Origin of the sequence: Croceibacterium sp. TMG7-5b_MA50, assembly GCF_039830145.1 — a bacterium.
GTDB lineage: Bacteria > Pseudomonadota > Alphaproteobacteria > Sphingomonadales > Sphingomonadaceae > Croceibacterium.
On record NZ_CP156082.1, the window covers coordinates 1,168,474 to 1,190,329 of the forward strand.

Consider the following 21,856-nt stretch of genomic DNA (forward strand, 5'->3'; position numbering starts at 1 on the left):
ATTGTACCGCGCCGCTTTGTGGCGTCTTGCGAACGCCAGTCAAGTCACTCGCCGCGCCGGGGCTTCATCCGGCATCGGCTTCGATCAGCCCGCTACGGCGGATCACCGGGGCGACCTGCTCCAGCTGCCGGGTCCGCTCCGCCACGGCGAGCAGCCGGGGTGCATGCGCGGCAAACCAGTCCCGCCGTGGGCGCCAGCTGGTGATGCACGCCACATAGGCATCGAGCATCGTCACCTGCCTGCCCATGACGAACGGCCCGGCAATCTCGGTCTCAAGCCACCGGTACAGTTCTTCCCGCCGGCGGTCAGTCGCCTGGCGCAGCTCGTCCGGGGCAGAGGGCGTCCAGCGTTCAGGATAGTCGCCGTAAGTGAAGGTCGGGTAGACGTTGGCCACGTACCACACCAGCAGCCGCAAGAAGCGGGCATGGTCGCTGGTTCCGGCAGGCGGCGCCAGATGCGGGTGCCGGCCGCACAGCCACAGCGCGATTGCGGCGGATTCGGTCAACACCAAGCTGTCATCCAGCACGAGCGTGGGCACCTGGGCCAGCGGGTTGATCGCAAGCAGCCGATCACGCGCAAGGCCGGGCCGGTCGAAGCCGTCGACGTCGACGAACTCGTACGGCTCCTCCGCCAGGGCGAACATGATCTCGACTATGGTCGATCCCCATCCGGGTACGCCGTACAGCTTCATCTGCCTCTCCGCCTGCCAAGCCTTGCCGGACAGTCGGGGGGAGACGACCTGTTTGCAACCGCAGTTTGCGCGTCGCGGACGATGATGGGGAAATTGGCGCACCCGGAAGGATTCGAACCTCCGACCCCCAGATTCGTAGTCTGGTGCTCTATCCAGCTGAGCTACGGGTGCGCTTGGGAGGGCGCCGAATAGCAGCCCGCGCCGGCTTGGCAAGGGGTTTAATGCAGGCGCGAAAGCAATTCCCGGTCCAGCGGCGCCAGCGGCAGGTCGGCAGCCTCCGCCCGCGTGAACCAGCCCCATCGCTGCCCTTCGAGTGCCCGCACCTCCGCCCCGTCATGGGACGCGGCGAACAGGAGCAGCAGCAGGCGCTGATCCTCGGCAAAGCCGGTCGGGATCAGCGCCGCCGCATCGAGCCGGAGGAACAATTCCTCCGCAATCTCGCGCACCAATGCCGCGCGCGGGCGTTCGTCCGGCTCCACCTTGCCGCCGGGAAATTCCCACAGGCCGCCGTGATGCTTGCCGGGCGGTCGCTCTGCCAGCAGCAGCCGGTCGCCGTCCCGCAGGCACAACGCCACGACCAGCATAGGAGGTTGCACCGCTTGTTTACCGGGCATGTGCGACAGCCAGCGGGATCAAGAGCGGTGACGAAGGGCGTGGCAGATGGGGATCATTCATCGGTTCAAGCGGCGACTGATAGCGGATCGCACAGGAGCGACAATGATCGAGTACGCGCTGCTGGCCGCCCTGCTGGCGATGCTGATCGTGGGAACGCTAGGTCAGATCGGCGACCACTTCGACGCCATCCTGCAGGCCGCGGCCGACGGGTTCCAGCCCAAAGAGGAGGGTTAGCACAAAATCAACTGGTTGACCCGTAACTTGCCCCTGCCTGATTCGAGAACTTGGACGGGCAGTCGGGTAGTGCACACCAGGAGACAAACATGCGGTTCTTTACCAAGCTGCGCCGGGACGAAGCCGGCGCCACGGCCATCGAATATGGCCTCATCGCGGCGCTGATCGCGGTTGCTGCCATTGCTGGTTTCAACGCACTGGGCACCCAGCTCAAGACGACGTTCCAGGGCGTCAGCTCCGAGCTGGTGATCACCGAAGGTGGCGCTGAGGGCGGCGGTGAGGGCGGCGGCGAGACCCCCGGCTAAGATCGCCCGGGCCAATGACATGATAAGGGCGGCGCCGGTTGGTGCCGCCCTTTTCGTATCCGGTCAGTTCGCCCGCACCACCAGCTTGTATTGCTGCCCGGCCACCACGGCAGCGTTACCGGCAAGGCCGTTCAGCACGCGGAAGCGTTCTTCCTGGCCGTTGGTATAGGCCATCCGGCGGGCGAGCGTTGCTACCGAATCGTTGCGGCCTGCGGTCACGACATCGATGCGGCGCGGTACGACCTCAGCCGCCTCCTGCGCGCTGATCCGGCGCATGGAATTGAACATCGGGTTGAACACCCCAGCCCCGCCCGCCGGGCTGATCGTGGCGAAGTGGAACGCCTGGCTGCCGGAGAACTGATAGGCGAACACCACCACGTCCAGCTGCTGCTGCCCGGAAGTGACGCGCGCCGTGCCGTAGGCGGCGGGAATGCCGTTCACCGTGGTGCGCTGCAGGCTTTGCGGGGCGAGCGTGCTGCCCTGCCCGCCCAGCGCCTGGAACACCTGACCGACATAGGTTTCCAGATTGCCGCTGAACGGCGCGGTGGACAATTGCCCCTGCCCGTTGCCGCCAGTGATGGAGACCGCCTGCGCGCCGTTCACCATGGTGAAGCCCTGGGGCACGCTGAAGGTCAGGCGGTACTGCGGATGGATGAAGCTCTGCCCCTCGATCACGCCCTGCGCCGGGTCGTCGTCGTAAACGAGACCGTCGATGCTGCGCAGGAACGTCTCCCGGTTCAGCGTGCCGCCGGCCTGCGCCCCGGCCATGTTGCGGGCGGCCTGCACGCGGCTGGCGGGATCGGGGTGGGTGGAGGCCCATTCGGGCACCGTCGCCCCCCGCCCCTGCAATTGCAGGTCGAGCGCGTTCTGCCGCGCCAGGCTTTCCAGCACGGTGGCCATCGCGCCCGGATCGTAGCCGGCGCCGCGCAGATACTGAATGCCGAGCTGGTCGGCCTCCGTCTCCTGCCCGCGCGAATAGCTGAGAGTCGCCAGTTGCGGCGCGGTGGAGGCTAGCTGCGAGCCGAGCCGTCCGAGCGAGGTATCGCCCAGCAGCACACCCGACAGCACCTGCCCCAACACGCCGAAGATCTGATTGCGCTGCGATGTCTGCGCCCGGCGGGCCGAGTGGCGGGCAGCGACGTGGCCGACTTCATGCCCCAACACGCCGGCCAGCTCCGCCTCGTTATTCATCAAGCCGACGAGCTGGCGCGTGACATAGACGTACCCTCCGGGAACGGCGAAGGCGTTGTTGACGGACGAGTTGAGCAGCGTCACCCGGAAGGAATCGGGCGTTGCGGCAAGGCCCGACTGGACGGCGATGTTCTGGCCCACGCCGACCACGTAATCGGCCTGCGGGCCGCGCACGGCGCCGCCGAATTCCTGCACGAACTGTTCGTGATATTGCGCGCCCTGCTGCGCCTCCGCCTGGGTGATCGGCGTGCCGGGCTGGATTCCGGCGCCCGGGACGCTGGCGCAGGCGCCAAGCGACAGCGTGGCAGCGCCGGCCAGGGTGATACCGGCGACACGGCGGCTGGATATGGATCGAGACATCGGCACGAAAACTCCCTGATCTCCATCGCCCCGGCTTAGCGGGTGCGGACGCATAAACATGTGTCAGGCGAACCGGCGGAATGGAGCTATGTTCCCCGAAACCTCCGCCGTGGTTTACACGAAACGGCGCGAAAGTGCGCGCGGCAGGAAGCCGTTACACGAGCCCGCATCGCCGTCGCCGGTCATCCGGTCGAGGCCCGAGACCAGCGCCAGAAGCGCGGAAATGCTGGGATTGCGCTGCACGCCGGTGAAGCGGCCCCGCCACAGGCGCGCGGTGAGCGTTCCGGTAGTGGCGAGTTCCATGCGATCGGCGGGTGTGAACTTCCAGCGCGGCTGTGTGCGACCGGTGAGCGCGGTGGTCCAGGCGGCGATGAACGAGCCGGCGCCCGGCCGGCGGCGAAGGCGATACGCGCTTTCCCGCGTCAGGCCTACGCGGCGCGCGGCGGTGGCGACGCAGCCGCCTTCCGCAAGGTAGCCGATGAAGCGCGCCTGCCGGTCCGGGGTCCAACCATCCCGCCGCGCGCGCAGCGGGACGGGCAGGAAGGCGGGCAGACGCAGATAGGGCTGCCAGGGCTTGCGACGACGGGGCGACGTATTGCGACGATTGCTCATGCGCGCGGGCGTAGGCGCGCGGGGCAGGTATAGGAAACTGGTCCGCGCGGATTTTGCGGGTGCCTGTGCCGCCGACCGTCATCCTGGACCTGTTTGAGAATCCATTGTGCCACCGCCATCGTCGCGGAGGCGGGCGGTCAGATGCAGTCTTCGGCCAGCTGCTCGACGCCCTTCTGCTCGAATTCGGCGATCAGCGTCTGCAGGCGCGATGCGGGGATGCCGTAGCGGTCCAGCAGCGCGGTCACCGCCTTCTGCCTGTCCCGCCCTTCCGCCGTGCCGGTGGCGGCGAGGCCCATGGCATCGAGCACGATCTCCCCATCCTGCCCCGACCGGATCAGCCCCAAGGCCATGCAATTGCACGTTGCGTGCGGCACGTCACCGGCACGGCAATTGGCGACGAAGGCATCAAAATGCGCCTGCGGCACCCGTGTCCTGATGCTCTCCTCCGCTGGCGACGCGGCCGTCGTGGCAGCTGCCATCAGCAATATCGCGGACCCAAACTGCATCTGCCTGCCTTCCCCCTTCGGCCGCCTAGCGCTTGCCCTTCTTCGCCGGCTTTGCGATCGGCGCGACCCCGCTGCCCAGCGCCAGGAACCGGTCTTCCCGCTGGCGGCGCAGCTCTGCCGGGGGCACTTCGCCGAGCTTGTCCAGCTCTTCCCCGATCGCTTCGCCGAGCGACAGGGCGGCAGCGCGCGGATCGCGCTGCGCACCGCCGGCAGGCTCGGACACGATACGGTCGATCACGCCCAGCTCGGCAAGATCCTGCGCGGTCATCTTCATCGCCTCCGCCGCCTGGGGCGCCTTTTCGGCCGTGCGCCACAGGATCGACGCGCAACCTTCGGGGGAGATCACGGAATAGACCGCATGTTCGAACATCAGCACGCGGCTGGCGCTGGCGAGCGCGACCGCTCCGCCCGATCCGCCCTCGCCCACGATGGCCGCGACCATCGGGGTGGGCAGCGCCAGGCAAGCCTCGGTGGAGCGGGCGATGGCTTCCGCCTGGCCGCGCTCCTCCGCCTCAATGCCGGGGAATGCGCCGGACGTGTCCACCAGCGTGACCACCGGCAGGTTGAAACGGCCGGCGAGTTCCATCAGGCGGATCGCCTTGCGATAACCCTCCGGCTTGCCCATGCCGAAATTGTGGCGGATGCGGGTCTGGGTGTCGTGGCCCTTTTCATGCCCGATCAGCACCACGCGGCGCCCGCCAAGCGTGGCGAGGCCGCCCATGATCGCCTGATCATCGCCATAAAGGCGATCGCCGCCGAGCGGCATCCAGTCGGTGAAGGCATGCGCCAGGTAATCGCGGAAATGCGGCCGCTGCGGATGACGGGCGACCTGCGTCTTCTGCCACGGGGTCAGCCCGGCATAGAGGTTAGCCAGCATCTCCGCGCTCTTACCCTCCAGCCGGGCGAGTTCGGCGGAGATGTCGACATCGCCGCTCTCCCCCGCGGTGGTGCGAAGGCCCGCGATGCGGCTGTCGAGTTCGGCCAGCGGCTTCTCGAAATCGAGGTACGAAGTCATGGCACCCGCGCTACGGCGAGTGGGAGCCGCCCGCAAGGGGGTGCCGTTCGTTCACCAGCGCGACCAGCCGCGCGGCATCGACATGGGTGTAGATCTGCGTGGTGGCGATGTCGGCATGGCCGAGCAGCGTTTGCAGCACGCGCAGGTCCGCGCCCCCTTCCAGAAGGTGCGTGGCGAAGGCATGGCGCAGCACGTGCGGGCTGACCCGTTGGGGATCGATATCGGCGCGCGCCGCCAGTTCGCGGATCAGCTGATAGAGGCGGATGCGGGTCAGGTGCCCGGCGGCGCTGCCCGACCGGCCGGGAAACAGATGGCGCGTGTCCGCCGGGCGGACCGCCAGCCACGCCGTCAGCGCGTGACGGGCGCGAGTGGAGACGGGCACCATCCGTTGCCGGCTGCCCTTTCCCGTGACGGTCACGAAGGGTGCGTCGCGCGGCACGGCGGAGAGCGGCAGGCTGACCAGTTCCGTCGCGCGCAGGCCCGATCCGTACAGCATCTCCAGCAAGGCCAGCATCCTGACGCCCTGCATGGTGCCGGCGGTGGCCTCCGTCTCCGCCCGGTCGAACAGGCGGGCGATCTCCGCATGATCCAGGATGCGCGGCAACGGGCGGCGGGTGGCCGGGCGCGGCAGAGCGGTGGTGGGGTCGTCGCTGCGCTGTCCTTCATCCACCAGGAATAGGTAGAACTGGCGCAAGGCCGAACATTTGCGTGCAAAGGAAGCGGGCGAGAGGTCCGCCCAGGCGGAGGTCAGCGTGCCGATCGCGGCGGCATCCGCCTGCGCCAGCGGGCCCACCTGCTCCTGCGCGCCCAGCAGATCGCTGCGATAGGCGGCCAGCGTGTTCGCCGCCGCACCCCGTTCCGCGGCGAGCATGGCGAGGAAGCCGTCGATCGCGGATGCGGGCGGCGCCGTCACGCCCGCGCGACCGCCTCCGCCGCGATCATCCGCGCCTCCGGCTCCAACCCGACCTGACTGAGCGCGCGGACGATGTGGAACAGTTGGCGCGCGGTCATCCGGTCCCAGCCATCCCCCTGCATGCCGACACCGGCCAGCAACGCGACCAGCGCCTGATTGCGGTACTGCGCGGCGGCGTCGATCCGCCGGCTCCAGGCGCTTTGGAGGCGTAGCGTCGCATCCATGTCGACCAGCAGGTCCTGCGCGGTTCCCGCATCCAGCCGGCCCAGCCCGGCGAGACCGGCGACAAGGAAGCGACCCTTGCGTCCTTCGCTGCTGCTGTCGTCGGCGATGAAGTCGTCCAGCGCGCCCTCGTCAACCGCGCCCGCGCCCGGCGTGCCCACCGCCAGCAGGGCCCAGCCGAGGCTGCCTTCGGGCACCACGTCGGCCCAGCGGGCGGCGTTGCGGTCGAGCCCGGCGGCCAGCATCGATCCGATCAGCTGCGGGGCGTCCGCCTCCACATCGGCCAGCACCGGCAGGCGCGCGGCGGCGTAGGCGGTCAGCACCTGGCCGGCATAGGCATCGCCGCCGCCCCACAGGTCGCGCATCGCGGCGACGCGGGCGGCGGGGTCGCGCGCCACATAGGCGAGGCGCAGGGATTGCGCACGATCGCGGGCCGGCCCTTCCAGCCCGGGCTCGTCATAGGCGAGCGAGAGCAGGTCGACGGTGGCGCCGGCGGACAGCACACCGGCCGCGCTGGCGGGACCGGCCGCGGCGACGCGCCGCGCCAGCGGGGTCGCCGGGATCAGCGCATCGGCATAGGTCAGCCGGGCAGAACTGTCCGCCAGCAGCCCGTCCGGCACTTCCAGCCCGAGCGCGCGCGCAAGACCCAGCCGCCACGGATCGATCGCGTCGACATCGTCCCACTCTATCGTCACCGACCGGCGACCATTGCCTGCCGCGCCGGCATATCGCTGCGCCAGGCGAACATCGATGGCATCGGCATCACCGCTCGCCAGCATGCGGCGCAGCGTCCGCTCCGCCTCGCGCGTCTCGCCGCTATGCGCCTCGCAGATCGTGCGGGCGAGCTGCCATTGCGTATCCTCCCGCAGCGTGCCCTGCACGCCCATGACCGGGCAGATGCCGAGAATGTCGCCGGTGCCGAGATAGGCGGACAGGGCAACCGCGCCCAGGCCCGGCGACCAGGCGGCCGATTCGATGTCCTGCACCAACGCGCGCGCCGCCGCCGGCTCCCCCAGACGGTTCAGCAGGTCGGCGCGCAGGGCAGCGAAGGCGACCGGGTCCATGCCGGCGGGCGCCTCCATGCGACTGGCCAACACTCGGCGCAGCAGGATGTGGCCCCAGCGCGACACCAGCGGCCCGCGGGTGCCGATCAGCGCCGCACGCACCAGCCCGGCGGGTTGCCCGGCGAGGGCGCCGGGGCCGAAGCCGCCTTCCGCCTGGTCGATGATACCCAGCCGGCGTAGCGCCCGGCGGGCGCCCGGCGGGATGTCCGCCTGCGGCTGCAGGCCGAACAGGGCATCGAACTCCGCATCGCTCATCGCCTCCAGCTCCCGCACGCTGGGCAGGCGGGCACCGGTGACGGTGGGAATGCCGATGGCGACCGGCGGGGAAGGCGCACGCGGCACCGGCAAAGGCTGCACCACCGCCGATGCGGATGGCTGCGGCGCGGCCGGGCTGGGCCGGGGCGAAGGCGCCGGTCGCGGCGTGGGTGCGGGACTTGGCGACGGGGTTGGCGCGGCCTGTCCGAAGCCGGGCGGCAACAGCGATTCCGGGGTGGCGAGCGCCCATCCGGAGGTCAGCGCCAGTGCGCCGCCCGCCAGCAGCCGGGCAAGAAGGCCCGGCTTCATCGCGCGGCTTCCAGCACGACCGGCTGCTCGATCATGCGCTGCGGCTCCCGCCCGCCATCGATCCAGGCCAGGATCACAAAGACCACGACCGCCCCGATCAGGACCTGCTGTATCGTTTTCCGGCGCATCGCCACTTCTTGTCCGCACTTCCTCGCAAGCTTGCGCAGGCGGGTAGCGCAACTATAGCGCGCCCGGCAATGACCATCGAGCCTTACAGCCCGGCCGACGCCCGAACCCGTGCCCTCGCCACCAGGGTGGCGGGGCGTGTTCGGCGACCGATCGTGCTGGTCGGCCTGATGGGTGTGGGCAAGACGAGCATCGGCCGGCGCCTGTCGCATATCTTGTCCCTGCCCTTCACCGATGCGGATGAGGAGATCGAGCGCGCGGCGCGGATGACCGTGTCCGAAGTGTTCGCCCAGTTCGGCGAGGCCTATTTCCGTGATGGCGAGCGGCGGGTGATCGCGCGGCTGATGGCACAGGGTCATGGCGTGATCGCTACCGGGGGCGGCGCCTTCGTGCAGCCCGACACGCGCGCGCTGATCCTGGAAAGCGGCATCGCCATCTGGCTGGACAGCGACATCGCGACACTGGTCGATCGCGTGGGCCGCAAGGATACCCGCCCGCTGCTGCGCGGGGGCGATCCGGCCGAGATCCTCCGCCGGCTGCAGGCGGAACGCGAACCCGCCTATGCCGAGGCGCCGATCAGGGTACAAAGCGGCGCCGGTCCGCAGGCAGAAACCGTGCAGCGCGTTTTGGAGGCACTTGATACATGGCTGTGATCCCCGTCGCCCTGGCCGGCCGGCCGTACGAAGTGCGTGTCGGCAGCGGCCTGCTGCCCGGCCTTGTCGCGGAAGCCGGCGCCCTGCTGCGCAAGCCGCGCGTTCCGGTGGTAACCGACGCCAACGTGCATGCCCGCTGGGGTGCGGTGGTGGAGCAGGCGCTGACCGCGGCCGGCAAGGAAGCGCGCTGGCTCATCCACGAACCGGGTGAGCAGGCCAAGAGCTGGAGCGGCCTTGCCCGGACGGTGGATTGGCTCCTGGCGGAGGAGGTGGAACGGGGCGACCACATCGTGGCGCTGGGCGGCGGGGTGATCGGCGACCTGACCGGCTTTGCCGCCGCGATCGTCAAGCGCGGCTGCGGGTTCATCCAGCTGCCCACCAGCCTGCTGGCGCAGGTCGATTCCTCCGTCGGCGGCAAGACCGCGATCAACACGCCGGCGGGCAAGAACCTGGTCGGCGCGTTCCACCAGCCCGCGCTGGTCCTGGCCGACCTCGACACGCTGGCCACCCTGCCCCCGCGTGAGCTGGCGGCCGGTTATGCCGAGGTGCTGAAATACGGCGTGCTGGGCGACCGGGCGTTCTTTGACTGGTGTGTCGCGCATGGCGGGTCGGTGGTGGCCGGCGATGGCGGCGCGCAGGCCTATGCCGTGGAACAGAGCGTCGCCGCCAAGGCGCGCATCGTTGCCGCCGACGAACGCGAGACGACCGGCACCCGCGCGCTGCTGAATCTCGGCCACACATTCGGTCACGCGCTGGAGGCGGAGACCGGCTACAGCCAGCGCCTGCTGCATGGGGAAGCGGTGGCGCTGGGGATGGTGCTGGCGGCGCGCTATTCCGCGCGGCTGGGCTACATCAGCACCGTCGATGCCGCCCGCGTGGCCGAGGCGGTGGACGCGGCCGGGCTGCCGGTGGAGATCCGCCCGCTGCAGATGCAGGCCGACGGGGCGGCGCTGGTTCGCCACATGCTGCATGACAAGAAGATGGATGCGGGCACCCTTCCCTTCATCCTACTGCGCGGCATCGGCGACGCCTTCGTGGACCGGCAGGTGCAGCTGGATGATGTGGCCGCGTTTATGGAGGAGCAGTTGCGGGGATAGCGGCAACTTGCCCTGTGAGCCGTTGGATTTGCGCCAGCGGCCTGATGGATCCTGAAACGAGTTCAGGATGACGTGTTCTGAGGGGTTCGTCATGCTGAACTTGTTTCAGCATCTATCCAGCGGCACTTTCCGACTATGCCGATCGAGCGCCATCCATGCGTCTACATCCTTGCCAGCGAGCGATATGGCACCCTGTACATAGGCGTCACATCCGATCTGACGAAGCGTGTATGGCAGCATCGTAAGGGTGTGACCGGCGGCTTCGCCAGCCGCCATAAGGTGCATCGCTTAGTCTATTTCGAACAGTTCGACGACATGGACCGGGCCATCGCGCGCGAGAAGCAGTTGAAGAACTGGCGGCGAGAATGGAAGATCAACCCGATCAACGGCGCCAATGCCCCTTGGCCCGATCTTGCGGTCAGCTTGGACTGAAGCCGCTACGGCCGCGCGAGCGGAGGGATGGATCCTGAAACGAGTTCAGGATGACTGGAAGGCGCGGCAGTGCGGCACCCTCACCGCATCAGCACCAGTTCCTCTGCCATGGTGGGGTGGATGGCGATGGTGGCGTCGAAATCGTCTTTGGTAAGGCCCGCCTTCACCGCGACGGCCGCAGCCTGCATGATCTCTGGCGCGTCCGGCCCGATCATGTGGATACCCACGATCTTGCCCGAATTGCTGTCGCAGATCATCTTGTAGAGCGCGCGTTCATTGCGGCCAGCCAGCACGTTCTTCATCGGGCGGAAGTCGGAAAGGTAGACCTTAACCCCGCCCAGCTTGTTGCGGGCATCCGCCTCCGTCATGCCGACGCCAGCCATCGGCGGGTGGCTGAACACGGCGGCGGGCACGCAATCGTGGCTGGCGGCGGTCGGCTTGTTGCCGAACAGCGTGTCGGCCAGCGCCTGCCCCTCGCGGATGGCCACAGGGGTCAGTTGCACCCGGTCGGTGACGTCGCCGACCGCGTGGATGCTGTCGATCGCCGTCTTGCCGAACCGATCCACCACCACTTCGCCCCGCTTGCCAAGTTCCACGCCCACCTCCGCCAGGCCGAGCCCTTCGGTGTTGGGCACGCGGCCGGTGGCGAACAGCACCGCATCCACCTCCATCGGGTCGTGGTTGGTCATCGACACCAGCAGGCTGCCATCGGCCTGCTTCTCTATCCCGCGGAAATCCGCGTTGAAGCAGAAGGCGATACCCTTCGTCAGGCTGATCTGCAGCAGCCGGTCGCGGATGCTCTCGTCATAACCGCGCAGGATGGTATCGCTGCGATTGATGATGGTAACTTTGCTGCCCAGCTCGTTGAAGATGCCAGCGAATTCATTGGCGATGTAGCCGCCGCCGGCGATCAGCACGCGGCGCGGCAGAGCGTCCAGGTGGAACGCCTCGTTGCTGGTGATGCCGTGTTCGTGTCCCGGGCAATCGGGCACGTGCGGCCGGGCACCGGTGGCGATCAGGATGTGCCGCGCCGTCACCACCGTGCCGTCCGCCAGCGTCACCTCGTTTGGACCGGTCACGCGAGCGCGCTGCTGGATGATCTCGACGCCAGTGTTCTCCAGCGTCTGGGTGTAGAGCCCTTCGATGCGGGTGACGTCGTTCAGCACATGGTCGCGCAGCGCGATCCAGTCGAACCGGGCGTTCTCCACTGTCCAGCCGAAATTCCTGGCGTCCTGCAAATCTTCCGCGAAGTGAGCGCCGTAGACGAGCATCTTCTTGGGCACGCAGCCGCGGATCACGCAGGTGCCGCCAACCCGGTACTCTTCTGCGACCGCGACCTTCGCGCCATGCGCGGCGCTGACGCGACTGGCGCGGACCCCGCCGGAGCCCGCGCCAATGGTGAACAGGTCATAATCATATTCGGGCATGGCGCACTCCGCGTGGGGAGCCGCGCATATGGCGGGCGCCACCCGGCTTGCCAACCGGGCGGGCCCGTTACCCGATCAGCCGCGCCTGATTAAGCCCTGGGCGCGCCTGCCGCACGGTTGCCACTACCGGCACCGCCGCCGCCACCGCGACGACGCCGGCGCTGACCGCCGCCATTGCCGCCGCCGGGGCGCGCTTCGCCCGATGCCGGACGGCCGCCGCCGGCCGCACGCTGGCCACCCTGGCCCTGGCCCCCATGACCCTGCGGTACGCGGCGCTGCTCGCCATTCACCGGCCGCGCCTCCACGATGCGCTGCGGCTTGCGGGGCCCGCGCTGCTGCTGCTGGCGGCGTTCCGGCCGGTCGGCATCCTTGGGGCTGGTCATCGGCAGGGCGGCGACCCGCTCCACTTCCTTGCGGAAGGATTCGGGCAGCGGCACCTGATCCAGCGTGACCTTGGTCAGCTTCTGGATGTCGCGCAGATATTCCTTCTCGTCCTGCGCGCAGAAGGACAGCGCCACGCCCTCACGCCCGGCGCGCGCGGTGCGGCCGATGCGGTGGACATACTGGTCGGGCACGTTGGGCAGTTCGAAGTTCAGGACATGGCTGACGCCCGGGATGTCGATCCCCCGCGCGGCGATGTCGGTCGCCACCAGCACGCGCACGCTGCCCTCGCGGAACTCGCCCAGCGCCTTTTCACGCTGCGGCTGGCTCTTGTTGCCGTGGATCGCGGCGGCGCGGATGTTGCTCTGCGCCAGCTTGCGGACCACGCGGTCGGCGCCGTGCTTGGTGCGGGTGAACACCAGCGCGCGATCGATCTCATTCTTGGTGAAGCCGTCGCGCAGCACCAGATTCAGCAGCGCCTGCTTCTCCTGCTGGCTGACATGGATCACGTACTGCTCGACCCGTTCCGCCGTCGTGGCGGCGGGGGTGATGGCGACCTGCGCCGGGTTGGTCAGGTACTGGCCCGCCAGCGTGCGGATCGCGGTCGGCATGGTGGCGGAAAAGAACAGCGTCTGGCGTTCCGCCGGCAGCATCTTCACGATCTTGCGCAGCGCATGGATGAAGCCAAGGTCCATCATCTGGTCCGCCTCGTCCAGCACCAGCACCTCCACATGGCCAAGGTCGAGCGCGTTCTGGTCCGTCAGGTCGACCAGCCGGCCCGGCGTGGCCACCAGGATGTCGACGCCCCGCGCCACTTCCTGCCGGTTGCGGTTGACGCTGGTGCCGCCGAACACGGTGACGATCTTCAGATTGGCAAAGCGGGCATAGTCGCGCGCGCTGTCGGCGATCTGCCCGGCCAGCTCGCGGGTCGGCGCCAGTACCAGCATGCGGCAGCAGCGCGGGCGGGGCCGCTTGTCGGCGGCGACCAGCCGGTCGATGGAAGGCAGCATGAAGGCCGCGGTCTTGCCGGTGCCGGTCTGCGCGATGCCGAGCAGGTCGCGCCCTTCCAGCACGTGAGGAATGGCCTGCTCCTGGATCGGGGTGGGCGTGTCATAGCCCTTCAGCGCCAGCGCCTGCACGACGGGCTGCGACAGCCCGAGGGTTTCGAAAGTCATGGATGAAATACTCGCAATATCTGCGGCGCGCGACGCACATGGGCGCGCGCGATCCGCGGGGGAGAGGTAAACCGCCCGCGTGAAAGGGAAGCCTTGTGCTTGGACCGAGACGCCGCCGGGGCGGTCCATCAGGACCGCTCGTTCACGCTGCACGCGCCTCGATGGCGCAGCAGATGGCTGCTGCAGTGCAAAAAGTCAATCGGATCGTCGCATGCCCGGCACGCAAGGACGGCTTGTCTTGGACCTGCCATCGCCGCTGGGGAAGCATCAAGCGCGTTTGCGAATCGCCAACGAAGGAGAGCCGCCATCCCGTATCTGCGACTGTTCGCCGCCGCCCTGCTGCTGTCCCCTGCCCTGGCGCCTCAGCCGGTATCGGCACAGGCCGCTGCCAGTCCGGCGACGATCACCTTCACCCGCGACCCCACCCGCTTCGAGGCGAAGAAGGAACAGATCGCAGCGACCTTCCAGCAGGCTTCGCCAGAAGCAGGTGCGCAGGTCCGCCAATTCCTGGCGCAGGATCTCCTTGCCTTGATCGCGCAGCCGATGGCGGCCATGGGCCTCGATACGCAGAACGTGATCGACATGGTGGCGACATACTGGATCGCGGCGCATGACGCGGTGAACGGCGTTGTGGGGCAACAGACCGATCCCGCGCTGGCCCGCGCGGCGCGCGACCAGATCGCGGCCACAATGGCGGGCGATACGCAATTGACGCAGATGAGCGAGGCCGAGCGGCAGGACTTGGCCGACACCATGTTGCTGCAAGCGCTGCTGATCGAGGGCCGAATGCAGTCAGCCGCAGGCTCCGGTCCTGCGATGGTGCGGCAGATGAGTGACCAGATCTATCAGGAAGCGTCCGCGCTCACCGGCACGGACCTGCGGGCAGTCAACCTGACGACCGCCGGCTTCGTGCCTAAGGCCGGCGCGGCGGCGCGCTCCGCCTCGTCCACAACTGCGGCGGCGACCGCCTCCTCGCCCGCGCAGAGTGCGCCCGCAGCGCACGCCGCCAACTGGGACAAGGTGGACGGCGTCTATTTCAAGCTGTTCTACGGCACGGGCGTCGGCGGCATGATGACGATGGATTACGAACCGGTCGTGCTGTTCACCGACGGCACCTACTACGAGGTGGAGGGTCCGGCGCTGGAGGATGTGGACCTCGCCGCCAGCCGCCAGGCCGAGCCGCGCAACTGGGGCCGCTGGACCCGCAGCGGCAACAGCTTCACCCTGACCGACTGGGAAGGTGACGGCGACACGCTGGACCTGCAGGACGGGCAGTTCTTCAAGGCGTTCGATGGCCCGGCCGGCGGCGACCGGCTGGACATGAAGTACGAACGCATATCCGGTGGCGGCAACACCGCGCTGGGCGGGGAGATGATGATCGTGTCGCAGAGCGAGCTGACCTTCGCCCCCGACGGCCGCTACACCAAGGGCAGCTTCGGCGGGGCGATGGGCTCCGGCGCGCAAAGCGGCGTCGGCATGACGGTGGGCAGCAATCGCCCGGCGACAGGCATCGGCCGCTACACAATCGACCGGCACACGATCACCCTGGCAGAGCCGGACGGCAGCACCAGCCGCCAGTTCTTCGCCTTCGGCTCCAGCGGCAACCCGGCGGAACTGGACCGGGAGCTGATCTTCGTGGGGGAGCGCGTCTTCGTCCACATGGACTGACGGCGACGCACCAGCCGCCTTTTGCGAAAGGCGGCTGGTGCGGACCCGATCAGCCGAGGCCGGCCGCCTTCAGCAGGGCATCGGTGCTGGCATCGAAATCCTCGGCTCCGCCCTCGATCTTCTTGGCGATCTCCTTGCCCAGTTCCACGCCGAACTGGTCGAACGGGTTGATGCCCATCAGCACCGCGTTGCAGAAGGTGCGGTGTTCGTGGAACGCGATCAGCGCGCCCAAGGTGGCGGGGTCGAGATCGTCCACCAGGATGGTCGCACTCGGCCGGTCGCCGGGATAGGCGCGAGCCGGATCGTCGCTGTGCTTGCCCGCCATCAAGGCGGCGCCTTGCGCGAAGCAATTCATCAGCAGGATGCGGTGGTGCGCCGGGTCCTGCAGGTCGCCGGGCGCGATGCTGGCGATGAAGTCGATCGGGACGATATGCGTGCCCTGATGCAGCAGCTGGAACACCGCATGCTGCGCATCGGTGCCGACGCCGCCCCAGGTGATCGGCGCGGTGTGGCCGTCCACAGCCTCGCCCTCTGCCGTCACGCTCTTCCCGTTGGATTCCATCTCCAGCTGCTGGAGGTAGGACGGCAGCAGCGCCAACCGCTGGTCATAGGCAAAGACCGCGCGCGTCTCGCAACCCATCAGGCGGCTGTAATACAGGTCGGCCATGGCGGCGCGCAGCGGCAGATTGTCGATCCCGTCCGTGTCGCGGAAATGCCGGTCCACCGCCGCGGCCCCGGCCAGCATCGACTCGAACTCCTCCCACCCGATCGACACCGCGATGGGGAAGCCGATGGACGACCACAGCGAATAACGCCCGCCGACGCTTTCGGCGAAGGGCAGCACGCGCGTTTCGTCCACACCCCACTCCACCGCCTTCTCCGGATATGCGGTCAGCGCGATCACACGGCCATAGGGGTCCTCCACGCCGTTATCGGCCAGCCATTTCAGCGCGCTGGCGGCGTTGGTCATGGTCTCGATCGTGGTGAAGGTCTTGGAGGCGACGGCGATCAGCGTCGTTTCCGGGTCACACGCGGCGAAGGCATCCTCCAGCGCGACGCCGTCGATGTTGGCGACGACATGCACGTCCACCAGCTCCAGATCGCGGGAAAGGGCGTCGATTGCCACCGCCGGGCCAAGCGCGCTGCCGCCGATGCCGATATGGATCAGGTGGCGCACATCGCCCAGCGCACCGTCATGGATCGCATCGACCAGCAGCCCCATGCGCTGGCGCAGGGCGGCGGCTTCCTCCACGCTGGTGTCCTTGCCGACGCCGCGCAGCGCGGAATGTTCGGCCGCGCGGTTTTCGGTCGGGTTCACCACCTCGCCCGCGAACAGGCGGCGGCGCATCTCCACGAAGTCGCTCGCCTCGGCCAGTGCCTCGAACCCGGCCACGAGATCGCGCGTCAGGTGCGTCTTGGACCAGTCGAGCAGCATGCCCGCGGGCTGTTCGGCATCGTCGCTGAGATCGAAGCGGGTCGCCAGCCAGTCGACCCGGGCCGGATCGGCGGCGAACAGCTCCGCCAGGGTGGCACGGGGCTGGTCCGCCAGCTGCTGCCAGGCATTGGCGCGCGCTTGGGTCATGGAAACTCCTCTTTGATGCTGGCGATACCCGGACGGGTAGCGTGATTCGGCGACACTAGCTTGACGCCGCGCCCGCCTGCCAACAAGACCCCGACGATGCCAGACACCGTTCCCCACACTGCCGACATGCCCGCGCCGCCCCCCGCAAAGCCGGAAAAGAAGGAGGACAGCCTGCCCGTCTTCCTGCTGAAGCTGGTTGTTGTCGTGCTGGTGTTCCGGACGCTGATCTTCTCCAGCTTCTCCATTCCCAGCGAATCGATGATGCCGCGCCTCTTGGAAGGCGATTACCTGTTCGCCGCCAAGTGGCCTTACGGCTATTCGCAGGCATCCATGCCGTTCGACCTGCCGCTGGTCAGCGGGCGCGTGCCCGCCGGCATGCCCGATCGCGGCGACGTCGCGGTGTTCAAGCATCCGGTGGACCGCGTCGATTACATCAAGCGCGTCATCGGCCTGCCGGGCGATCAGGTGCAGATGGTGAACGGCGTACTGCACCTGAATGGCACACCCGTCCGCAAGGTGCCGGCGGGCGCGCTGATCGTGAAGATGCGCCCTGAGGGGCGCTGCGCGGAGCCGCAGTTCCAGGAGCGGGAAGAGGACGGCATGCTCGCCTGCCGCTATCCGCGGTTCCGGGAGACGTTGCCGAATGGCGTCACCTACGAAGTGCTGGATTTCGGCTTGCGTCAGGCGGACACGACCGCGCCGGTGATCGTGCCGGCGGGGCACCTGTTCATGATGGGCGACAACCGCGACAATTCGCTCGACAGCCGCTTCCCCGCGGTGCCGGGCCAGGGCGTCGGCCTGGTGCCGGTCGAAAACGTCGTCGGCCGCGCCAGCTTCGTTTTCTTCTCCACCGATGGCAGCGCCGAATGGCTGAAGCCGTGGACCTGGTTCACCGCCGCGCGGTGGAACCGGATCGGGAGGGGTATCTGACCCCCCTCGATCCCGCGACCCGCGCCTGGCTGGAAGCCATGGGCTTTGGCGTGGCGGAGGAGGCCTTGTGGGTCGAGGCACTGACCCATGGCAGCACCGGGGCCGCGCGCGATTACCAGCGGCTTGAGTTCCTGGGCGACAGGGTGCTAGGCCTGTGCGTCGCCGAATGGCTCCACGCCACGCATCAGGGTCCCGAAGGCGAGCTGGCGCAGCGGTTGAACGCGCTGGTCAGCCGGCAGACCTGCGCCCGCATAGCCCGCGCCATCGGCCTGCCGCCGCATCTGCTGCTGGGCAAGCAGGCGCGCGACGATGGCGGGGCCGACAGCGACAATATCCTGGGCGACGTCATGGAGGCGCTGCTGGGTGCGCAGTTCCTGGTGAATGGGTGGGAGCCGACCCGCACCCTCATCCGCAGCCTGTGGGCCGACGCGGCGGAGGGAGCGAAGGGGGGCGCCAAGCATCCCAAGAGCGCGCTGCAGGAATGGGCCGCCGGCAATCGCCGCCGCGCGCCGGTCTACGAGATCACCGACCGTTCCGGCCCCGATCACGCGCAGCGTTTCACCGTGCGCGTCAGCGTGCATAATGTCGGCGAAATCGAGGCGACCGCTAACAGCAAGCAGGATGCGGAAACCGCCGCCGCCCGCGCCTTCATGCAGCGATTTGGATGATTATGGAAAACGAGAATACCTCTGGCGAGCCGACCTCCTGCGGGTTGGTGGCCGTGATCGGCGCGCCCAATGCCGGCAAGTCCACGCTGGTGAACCAGCTGGTCGGGCAGAAGGTCGCCATCACCAGCGCCAAGGCGCAGACCACCCGCGCCCGCCTGCTGGGCATCGCGCTGGAAGGCAGCACTCAGATCATCCTGGTGGACACGCCCGGCATCTTCGCGCCCAAGCGGCGGCTGGACCGCGCGATGGTCTCCGCCGCGTGGGAAGGTACCGTGGCGGCCGATGCGGTGCTGCTGGTGGTCGATCCGGTGAAACAGCGCCGGCACGAGCTGGAGCCGCTGCTGGAGCAGCTGAAGGACCGCAAAGAACGCCGCCTGCTGGCGCTGAACAAGGTCGATGTCAGCAAGAAGGAGCCCTTGCTGGCGCTGGCGCAGGACCTGGCGGGTCGCATCGGGTTCGAGGAGATCTTCTTCATCTCCGCCCTGACCGGTGACGGCGTACCCGAGCTGAAGGCGCATTTGGCCAAGGCCATGCCCGCCGGCCCGTGGCACTACCCGGAAGATCAGGTGAGCGATGCCAGCGAGCGCCTGCTGGCGACCGAGGTGACGCGCGAGCAGCTCTACCGCCAGCTGCATGAAGAATTGCCATACGACTGCGCCGTCCGGCCGGAGGCGTACAAGCAACGCCCTGATGGCAGCGTGGAGATCCACCAGCAGATCGTGATCGCCCGCGACAGCCAGAAGCCGATCGTGCTGGGCAAGCACGGCGCCCGCATCAAGGCCATCGGCGAGGCGGCCCGGGCGGAACTGTCCGAGATGCTGGGCGCGCCGGTGCATCTGTACCTGCACGTCAAGGTCGATGAACGCTGGCAGGATAGCCGCGAGATCTTCGAGGAGATCGGGCTGGACTGGGTGCGTTGACGACGCATCGCGGCCTGCTCTGGCTAAGTCTCGCGCTGCTCGCCCCGGCTGGCGCAAGCCGGGCGCAGGATGCGGCGCTCTGTTCCGACCGGCCCGGAAAGGCGACGCCGGCCTGCGTGCTGGAGGCTGGCGGAGTGCAGATCGAGACCAGCCTGGCGGACTGGAGCCGCGAACGCAGCGAGGGTGAGCGGACCGACACGCTGCTGCTCGCAGACAGCCTGATGAAGTTTGGGCTGGGCGGCGATACCGAATTGCAGGTCAGCTTCACGCCTTACCAGCAGGAGCGCATCACAGGTGACGCCGGGCGGATGACTGATCGGGGGATCGGCGATGCCGGATTGGCCGTGCGCCACCTTCTGGTCGACGGTGGCGGGGAGGCACCGTCCTTCGCGTTGCAGCCCTTCGTCACGCTGCCGGTCGGGGCGGCCGCGGTCAGCGACGGTACCTGGTCCGCCGGGCTGATCGCGCCACTCGACCTGCCGCTCGGCGGCGAATGGCAGTTCAACATCAGCCCGCAGCTCGCCGCGCAGGCGGACGAGGACGGCGACGGGCGGCACCTGCTGTATGGCGGCACGGCTGAACTGCAGCGTTCGCTCGGCCGCACGCTTACCGCATCGGCGGAGCTGTTTGCGGAGCGGGACGATGATCCGCTGGAGCCGACCACCGCCGTCACCGCCGATGCGACGTTGGCCTGGCAACCCTCGCCTTCGACCCAGATCGACGTGGCGAGCTACGTCGGGCTGTCGCACGACGCGCCGGCGATCCAGCTGATCCTCGGCTTTACCCGCCGGCTGCAGTAGCGGCCCTGACGCTGCGGAACCGGGCGAAGCTGCACCCCGCCGCCACCAGCGCCAGCGCGCAGGCGACCAGCAGCGGTGCCGGGCCGGTGCCGAGATTGCCCGCCAGCAATATCCCGATCGTCACCGCCGCCAGCGTTTGACCCAGCAGGCGAGACGTCGACAGCAGCCCGCCCGCTGCCGCCGAGCGGTGCTTGGGCGCGCGGCCGATCAGAAGGCGGCTGTTGGGAGCGAAGAACAGGCCGAAGCCAAGTGCGCTCAACGCCAGGCGCCAGGCGATGCCGGTCTCCCCGGCGCTGACCGGCATGGTGGCGAGGAGCAGGAGGCCGGCGATGGCGATGGCCATGCCGGTGACACCCAGCTTCGATGGCGCCACGCGGTCGGACAGCCAGCCGGCGAGCGGACTGACAACCAGCATGGTCAGCGGGAACGGCAGCAGCAGCAGGCCGACCTTCTGCGGGGCATAGCCGAACACCTCCTCCAGCCGGAAGGGCAGCGACAGCATCAGCGCGCCGCTGGCGATGAAGCAGGCGGTCGCCGCCAGCGCGGACAGCCCCAGCACCGGCTGGCGCAGCAGGTCCACCGGCAGCACCGGCTCCGCCCGCGTACGCTCCCGCCGGATCAGCAGCACCAAGGAGGCGACGCCGGCGATCACGCCCAGCCCGCCAGGCAGCGGCGCGCCGTGGCTGGCCAGTTGTACGCCGCCGATCAGCAGCAGCATGGTGGCCGCGCTCCATAACCCGCTGGTCCACTGCGCGGGAATGTCGCGGCGGATCGGATCGGGGAGCGACCGGCCCAGCAGCAGCGACATCAGCGCCAGCGGCGCGGCGGCGACGAACACCCATTGCCATGGCAGGTGGCCCACGATGTACCCGCCCAGCGTGGGCGCCAGTGCAGCGCTGCTCGCCACGACGACGGAGTTCACGCCCATCCCGGCACCGAGCTTCGCCGCCGGGTAGATCTGCCGCACCATCGCCGCCGACACGCTGAGCACCATGCCCGCGCCCAGCGCCTGCAGGGAGCGCAGCGCCAGCAGCACCGGCAGGTTGCCGGCGAACAGGCAGGCCGCGCTCGCCAGCATGAACAGCACCTGCCCGCGCTGGTACAGCCGACGATGGCCGATCCGGTCGCCCAGGCTGGCGAACGGCAGCAGCACCATCACCAGCACCAGCTGGTAGATGGCGACGACGTTGGTGACGGTGGAATTGCTGACGCCGAGATCGCGGGCGATGGTGGGCAGCGCGACATTGGCGATGTTGGTGTCCAGCACCATCACCGCCGTGCCGAAGCTGATCGCAGCGATCGCCCACCAGCGGCGGGGCGGCGGCAGCCCATCGTTGGACGCGGCGCCGACGACGGTGTGTTCTGCCACCGCGGCGGCCGCTTGCGTCTGCAACATGGCGGGCATGTGATGCCCGGCGCGACCGAGTTCAAGCACGCGCCGGCCCGGCGAAGTCGACACATCTGACACTGTTCAAGGGATGGCAACGGACTGCCCGCCTTGCCCCCGCTGCCGGTGCGAAGTTGACACGATCGATACCGTCACCCGACCGCCGCCGCACCGGCTGCCCTACCCCGCCGACGGCGCGAAGTTGACACAATTGACACTGTCCAAGGACCGGTCGCGACCACGTGCGCAGGGGAGCGGGCGCAGAATGGATGCGGGACTGTCGAGGATGAGTGGCCATGACCGACCCCGTGGCACAGG

At 68.7% G+C, this 21,856-nt stretch carries 23 protein-coding genes and 1 tRNA gene; 10 read left to right on the forward strand and 14 right to left on the reverse strand.

Annotated features, from left to right (window positions below; genetic code table 11):
• Positions 1-64: 64 nt before the first annotated feature.
• The 3 genes from V5740_RS05780 to V5740_RS05790 form a co-directional block, all read right to left on the reverse strand.
• Positions 65-691: a glutathione S-transferase family protein gene (locus tag V5740_RS05780; protein WP_347304119.1), complete on the reverse strand. Its 627-nt coding sequence runs from the start codon at positions 689-691 to the stop codon at positions 65-67.
• Between the two features lie 94 nt (positions 692-785).
• Positions 786-862 (reverse strand) — tRNA-Arg (locus V5740_RS05785).
• A gap of 47 nt (positions 863-909) precedes the next feature.
• Positions 910-1,305 carry an NUDIX domain-containing protein gene (locus V5740_RS05790; RefSeq protein WP_347304120.1) on the reverse strand — a complete coding sequence of 132 codons (396 nt, stop codon included), beginning with the start codon at positions 1,303-1,305 and terminating at the stop codon, positions 910-912.
• Between the two features lie 46 nt (positions 1,306-1,351).
• Between V5740_RS05790 and V5740_RS05795 the strand changes: the two genes are divergently transcribed.
• Entirely contained in the window at positions 1,352-1,540 is a 189-nt protein-coding gene (locus tag V5740_RS05795) for a Flp family type IVb pilin (protein ID WP_347304121.1), read from the forward strand.
• Positions 1,541-1,629: 89 nt separating this feature from the next.
• Complete coding sequence (locus tag V5740_RS05800; RefSeq protein ID WP_347304122.1) at positions 1,630-1,845, forward strand: Flp family type IVb pilin; 216 nt, start codon at positions 1,630-1,632, stop codon at positions 1,843-1,845.
• 63 nt (positions 1,846-1,908) lie between these two features.
• Here V5740_RS05800 and V5740_RS05805 read toward each other — a convergent pair whose 3' ends face one another.
• The 7 genes from V5740_RS05805 to V5740_RS05835 form a co-directional block, all read right to left on the reverse strand.
• The gene (locus V5740_RS05805) at positions 1,909-3,396 is read right to left on the reverse strand and encodes a M48 family metalloprotease (protein ID WP_347304123.1); all 1,488 of its coding nucleotides are present in this window, start codon (positions 3,394-3,396) and stop codon (positions 1,909-1,911) included.
• Between the two features lie 114 nt (positions 3,397-3,510).
• On the reverse strand, positions 3,511-4,008 hold the full coding sequence (locus tag V5740_RS05810; RefSeq protein ID WP_347304124.1) for a hypothetical protein: 498 nt from the start codon (positions 4,006-4,008) through the stop codon (positions 3,511-3,513).
• A gap of 137 nt (positions 4,009-4,145) precedes the next feature.
• Positions 4,146-4,487, reverse strand: a complete 342-nt coding sequence (locus V5740_RS05815) for a hypothetical protein (protein ID WP_347304125.1) — start codon at positions 4,485-4,487, stop codon at positions 4,146-4,148.
• Positions 4,488-4,539: 52 nt separating this feature from the next.
• On the reverse strand, positions 4,540-5,529 hold the full coding sequence (locus V5740_RS05820) for an acetyl-CoA carboxylase carboxyltransferase subunit alpha (protein ID WP_347304126.1): 990 nt from the start codon (positions 5,527-5,529) through the stop codon (positions 4,540-4,542).
• Between the two features lie 10 nt (positions 5,530-5,539).
• Positions 5,540-6,442 carry a tyrosine recombinase gene (locus V5740_RS05825; protein ID WP_347304127.1) on the reverse strand — a complete coding sequence of 301 codons (903 nt, stop codon included), beginning with the start codon at positions 6,440-6,442 and terminating at the stop codon, positions 5,540-5,542.
• Entirely contained in the window at positions 6,439-8,292 is a 1,854-nt protein-coding gene (locus V5740_RS05830; RefSeq protein WP_347304128.1) for a hypothetical protein, read from the reverse strand. The genes V5740_RS05825 and V5740_RS05830 overlap by 4 nt, the downstream gene beginning before the upstream one ends.
• A complete protein-coding gene (locus V5740_RS05835; protein ID WP_347304129.1) occupies positions 8,289-8,420 on the reverse strand; it encodes a hypothetical protein in 132 nt (43 codons plus the stop codon). Before V5740_RS05835 ends, V5740_RS05830 begins: the two co-directional genes overlap by 4 nt.
• Positions 8,421-8,489: 69 nt before the next feature.
• Between V5740_RS05835 and V5740_RS05840 the strand changes: the two genes are divergently transcribed.
• The 3 genes from V5740_RS05840 (at position 8,490) to V5740_RS05850 (ending at position 10,600) form a co-directional block, all read left to right on the forward strand.
• Positions 8,490-9,071, forward strand: a complete 582-nt coding sequence (locus tag V5740_RS05840; protein WP_347304130.1) for a shikimate kinase — start codon at positions 8,490-8,492, stop codon at positions 9,069-9,071.
• Positions 9,062-10,168 (forward strand): 3-dehydroquinate synthase, encoded by a 1,107-nt coding sequence (aroB, locus tag V5740_RS05845; protein WP_347304131.1) that lies wholly within the window; start codon positions 9,062-9,064, stop codon positions 10,166-10,168. The genes V5740_RS05840 and aroB overlap by 10 nt, the downstream gene beginning before the upstream one ends.
• A 135-nt stretch (positions 10,169-10,303) precedes the next feature.
• Positions 10,304-10,600, forward strand: coding sequence for a GIY-YIG nuclease family protein (locus V5740_RS05850; protein WP_347304132.1), 297 nt, complete (start codon positions 10,304-10,306; stop codon positions 10,598-10,600).
• Between the two features lie 80 nt (positions 10,601-10,680).
• Here V5740_RS05850 and gor read toward each other — a convergent pair whose 3' ends face one another.
• Both gor and V5740_RS05860 read right to left on the reverse strand, forming a co-directional pair.
• Positions 10,681-12,027 carry a glutathione-disulfide reductase gene (gene gor / locus V5740_RS05855; protein ID WP_347304133.1) on the reverse strand — a complete coding sequence of 449 codons (1,347 nt, stop codon included), beginning with the start codon at positions 12,025-12,027 and terminating at the stop codon, positions 10,681-10,683.
• 89 nt (positions 12,028-12,116) lie between these two features.
• Positions 12,117-13,583 (reverse strand): DEAD/DEAH box helicase, encoded by a 1,467-nt coding sequence (locus tag V5740_RS05860; protein WP_347304134.1) that lies wholly within the window; start codon positions 13,581-13,583, stop codon positions 12,117-12,119.
• 99 nt (positions 13,584-13,682) lie between these two features.
• Between V5740_RS05860 and V5740_RS05865 the strand changes: the two genes are divergently transcribed.
• The gene (locus V5740_RS05865) at positions 13,683-15,251 is read left to right on the forward strand and encodes a DUF6683 family protein (protein ID WP_347304135.1); all 1,569 of its coding nucleotides are present in this window, start codon (positions 13,683-13,685) and stop codon (positions 15,249-15,251) included.
• 49 nt (positions 15,252-15,300) lie between these two features.
• Here the strand turns inward: V5740_RS05865 and pgi are convergent, their stop codons facing one another.
• On the reverse strand, positions 15,301-16,833 hold the full coding sequence (gene pgi, locus V5740_RS05870; RefSeq protein WP_347304136.1) for a glucose-6-phosphate isomerase: 1,533 nt from the start codon (positions 16,831-16,833) through the stop codon (positions 15,301-15,303).
• Positions 16,834-16,929: 96 nt separating this feature from the next.
• Between pgi and lepB the strand changes: the two genes are divergently transcribed.
• From lepB to V5740_RS05890, 4 genes are read left to right on the forward strand one after another with little or no spacing between them, the layout of a single operon-like run.
• On the forward strand, positions 16,930-17,763 hold the full coding sequence (gene lepB / locus V5740_RS05875) for a signal peptidase I (protein WP_347304137.1): 834 nt from the start codon (positions 16,930-16,932) through the stop codon (positions 17,761-17,763).
• 38 nt (positions 17,764-17,801) lie between these two features.
• Complete coding sequence (gene rnc, locus V5740_RS05880; protein ID WP_347304455.1) at positions 17,802-18,431, forward strand: ribonuclease III; 630 nt, start codon at positions 17,802-17,804, stop codon at positions 18,429-18,431.
• Positions 18,428-19,351, forward strand: a complete 924-nt coding sequence (era, locus tag V5740_RS05885; RefSeq protein WP_347304138.1) for a GTPase Era — start codon at positions 18,428-18,430, stop codon at positions 19,349-19,351. Before rnc ends, era begins: the two co-directional genes overlap by 4 nt.
• A complete protein-coding gene (locus V5740_RS05890) occupies positions 19,348-20,151 on the forward strand; it encodes a transporter (RefSeq protein WP_347304139.1) in 804 nt (267 codons plus the stop codon). Before era ends, V5740_RS05890 begins: the two co-directional genes overlap by 4 nt.
• Here the strand turns inward: V5740_RS05890 and V5740_RS05895 are convergent.
• A complete protein-coding gene (locus tag V5740_RS05895; RefSeq protein WP_347304140.1) occupies positions 20,132-21,547 on the reverse strand; it encodes an MFS transporter in 1,416 nt (471 codons plus the stop codon). The two genes, V5740_RS05890 and V5740_RS05895, sit on opposite strands and share 20 nt — an antisense overlap.
• Positions 21,548-21,856: the final 309 nt, after the last annotated feature.

Coding starts and splice junctions, on each gene's coding strand:
- rnc (WP_347304455.1), top strand. CDS start 17,802: ATGGGCTTTGGCGTGGCGGAGGAGGCCTTGTGGGTCGAGGCACTGACC.
- V5740_RS05790 (WP_347304120.1), bottom strand. CDS start 1,305: ATGCCCGGTAAACAAGCGGTGCAACCTCCTATGCTGGTCGTGGCGTTG.
- V5740_RS05840 (WP_347304130.1), top strand. CDS start 8,490: ATGACCATCGAGCCTTACAGCCCGGCCGACGCCCGAACCCGTGCCCTC.
- V5740_RS05800 (WP_347304122.1), top strand. CDS start 1,630: ATGCGGTTCTTTACCAAGCTGCGCCGGGACGAAGCCGGCGCCACGGCC.
- lepB (WP_347304137.1), top strand. CDS start 16,930: ATGCCAGACACCGTTCCCCACACTGCCGACATGCCCGCGCCGCCCCCC.
- gor (WP_347304133.1), bottom strand. CDS start 12,027: ATGCCCGAATATGATTATGACCTGTTCACCATTGGCGCGGGCTCCGGC.
- pgi (WP_347304136.1), bottom strand. CDS start 16,833: ATGACCCAAGCGCGCGCCAATGCCTGGCAGCAGCTGGCGGACCAGCCC.
- V5740_RS05835 (WP_347304129.1), bottom strand. CDS start 8,420: ATGCGCCGGAAAACGATACAGCAGGTCCTGATCGGGGCGGTCGTGGTC.
- aroB (WP_347304131.1), top strand. CDS start 9,062: ATGGCTGTGATCCCCGTCGCCCTGGCCGGCCGGCCGTACGAAGTGCGT.
- V5740_RS05820 (WP_347304126.1), bottom strand. CDS start 5,529: ATGACTTCGTACCTCGATTTCGAGAAGCCGCTGGCCGAACTCGACAGC.
- era (WP_347304138.1), top strand. CDS start 18,428: ATGATTATGGAAAACGAGAATACCTCTGGCGAGCCGACCTCCTGCGGG.
- V5740_RS05830 (WP_347304128.1), bottom strand. CDS start 8,292: ATGAAGCCGGGCCTTCTTGCCCGGCTGCTGGCGGGCGGCGCACTGGCG.
- V5740_RS05895 (WP_347304140.1), bottom strand. CDS start 21,547: ATGTTGCAGACGCAAGCGGCCGCCGCGGTGGCAGAACACACCGTCGTC.
- V5740_RS05860 (WP_347304134.1), bottom strand. CDS start 13,583: ATGACTTTCGAAACCCTCGGGCTGTCGCAGCCCGTCGTGCAGGCGCTG.
- V5740_RS05780 (WP_347304119.1), bottom strand. CDS start 691: ATGAAGCTGTACGGCGTACCCGGATGGGGATCGACCATAGTCGAGATC.
- V5740_RS05795 (WP_347304121.1), top strand. CDS start 1,352: ATGGGGATCATTCATCGGTTCAAGCGGCGACTGATAGCGGATCGCACA.
- V5740_RS05815 (WP_347304125.1), bottom strand. CDS start 4,487: ATGGCAGCTGCCACGACGGCCGCGTCGCCAGCGGAGGAGAGCATCAGG.
- V5740_RS05805 (WP_347304123.1), bottom strand. CDS start 3,396: ATGTCTCGATCCATATCCAGCCGCCGTGTCGCCGGTATCACCCTGGCC.
- V5740_RS05810 (WP_347304124.1), bottom strand. CDS start 4,008: ATGAGCAATCGTCGCAATACGTCGCCCCGTCGTCGCAAGCCCTGGCAG.
- V5740_RS05850 (WP_347304132.1), top strand. CDS start 10,304: ATGCCGATCGAGCGCCATCCATGCGTCTACATCCTTGCCAGCGAGCGA.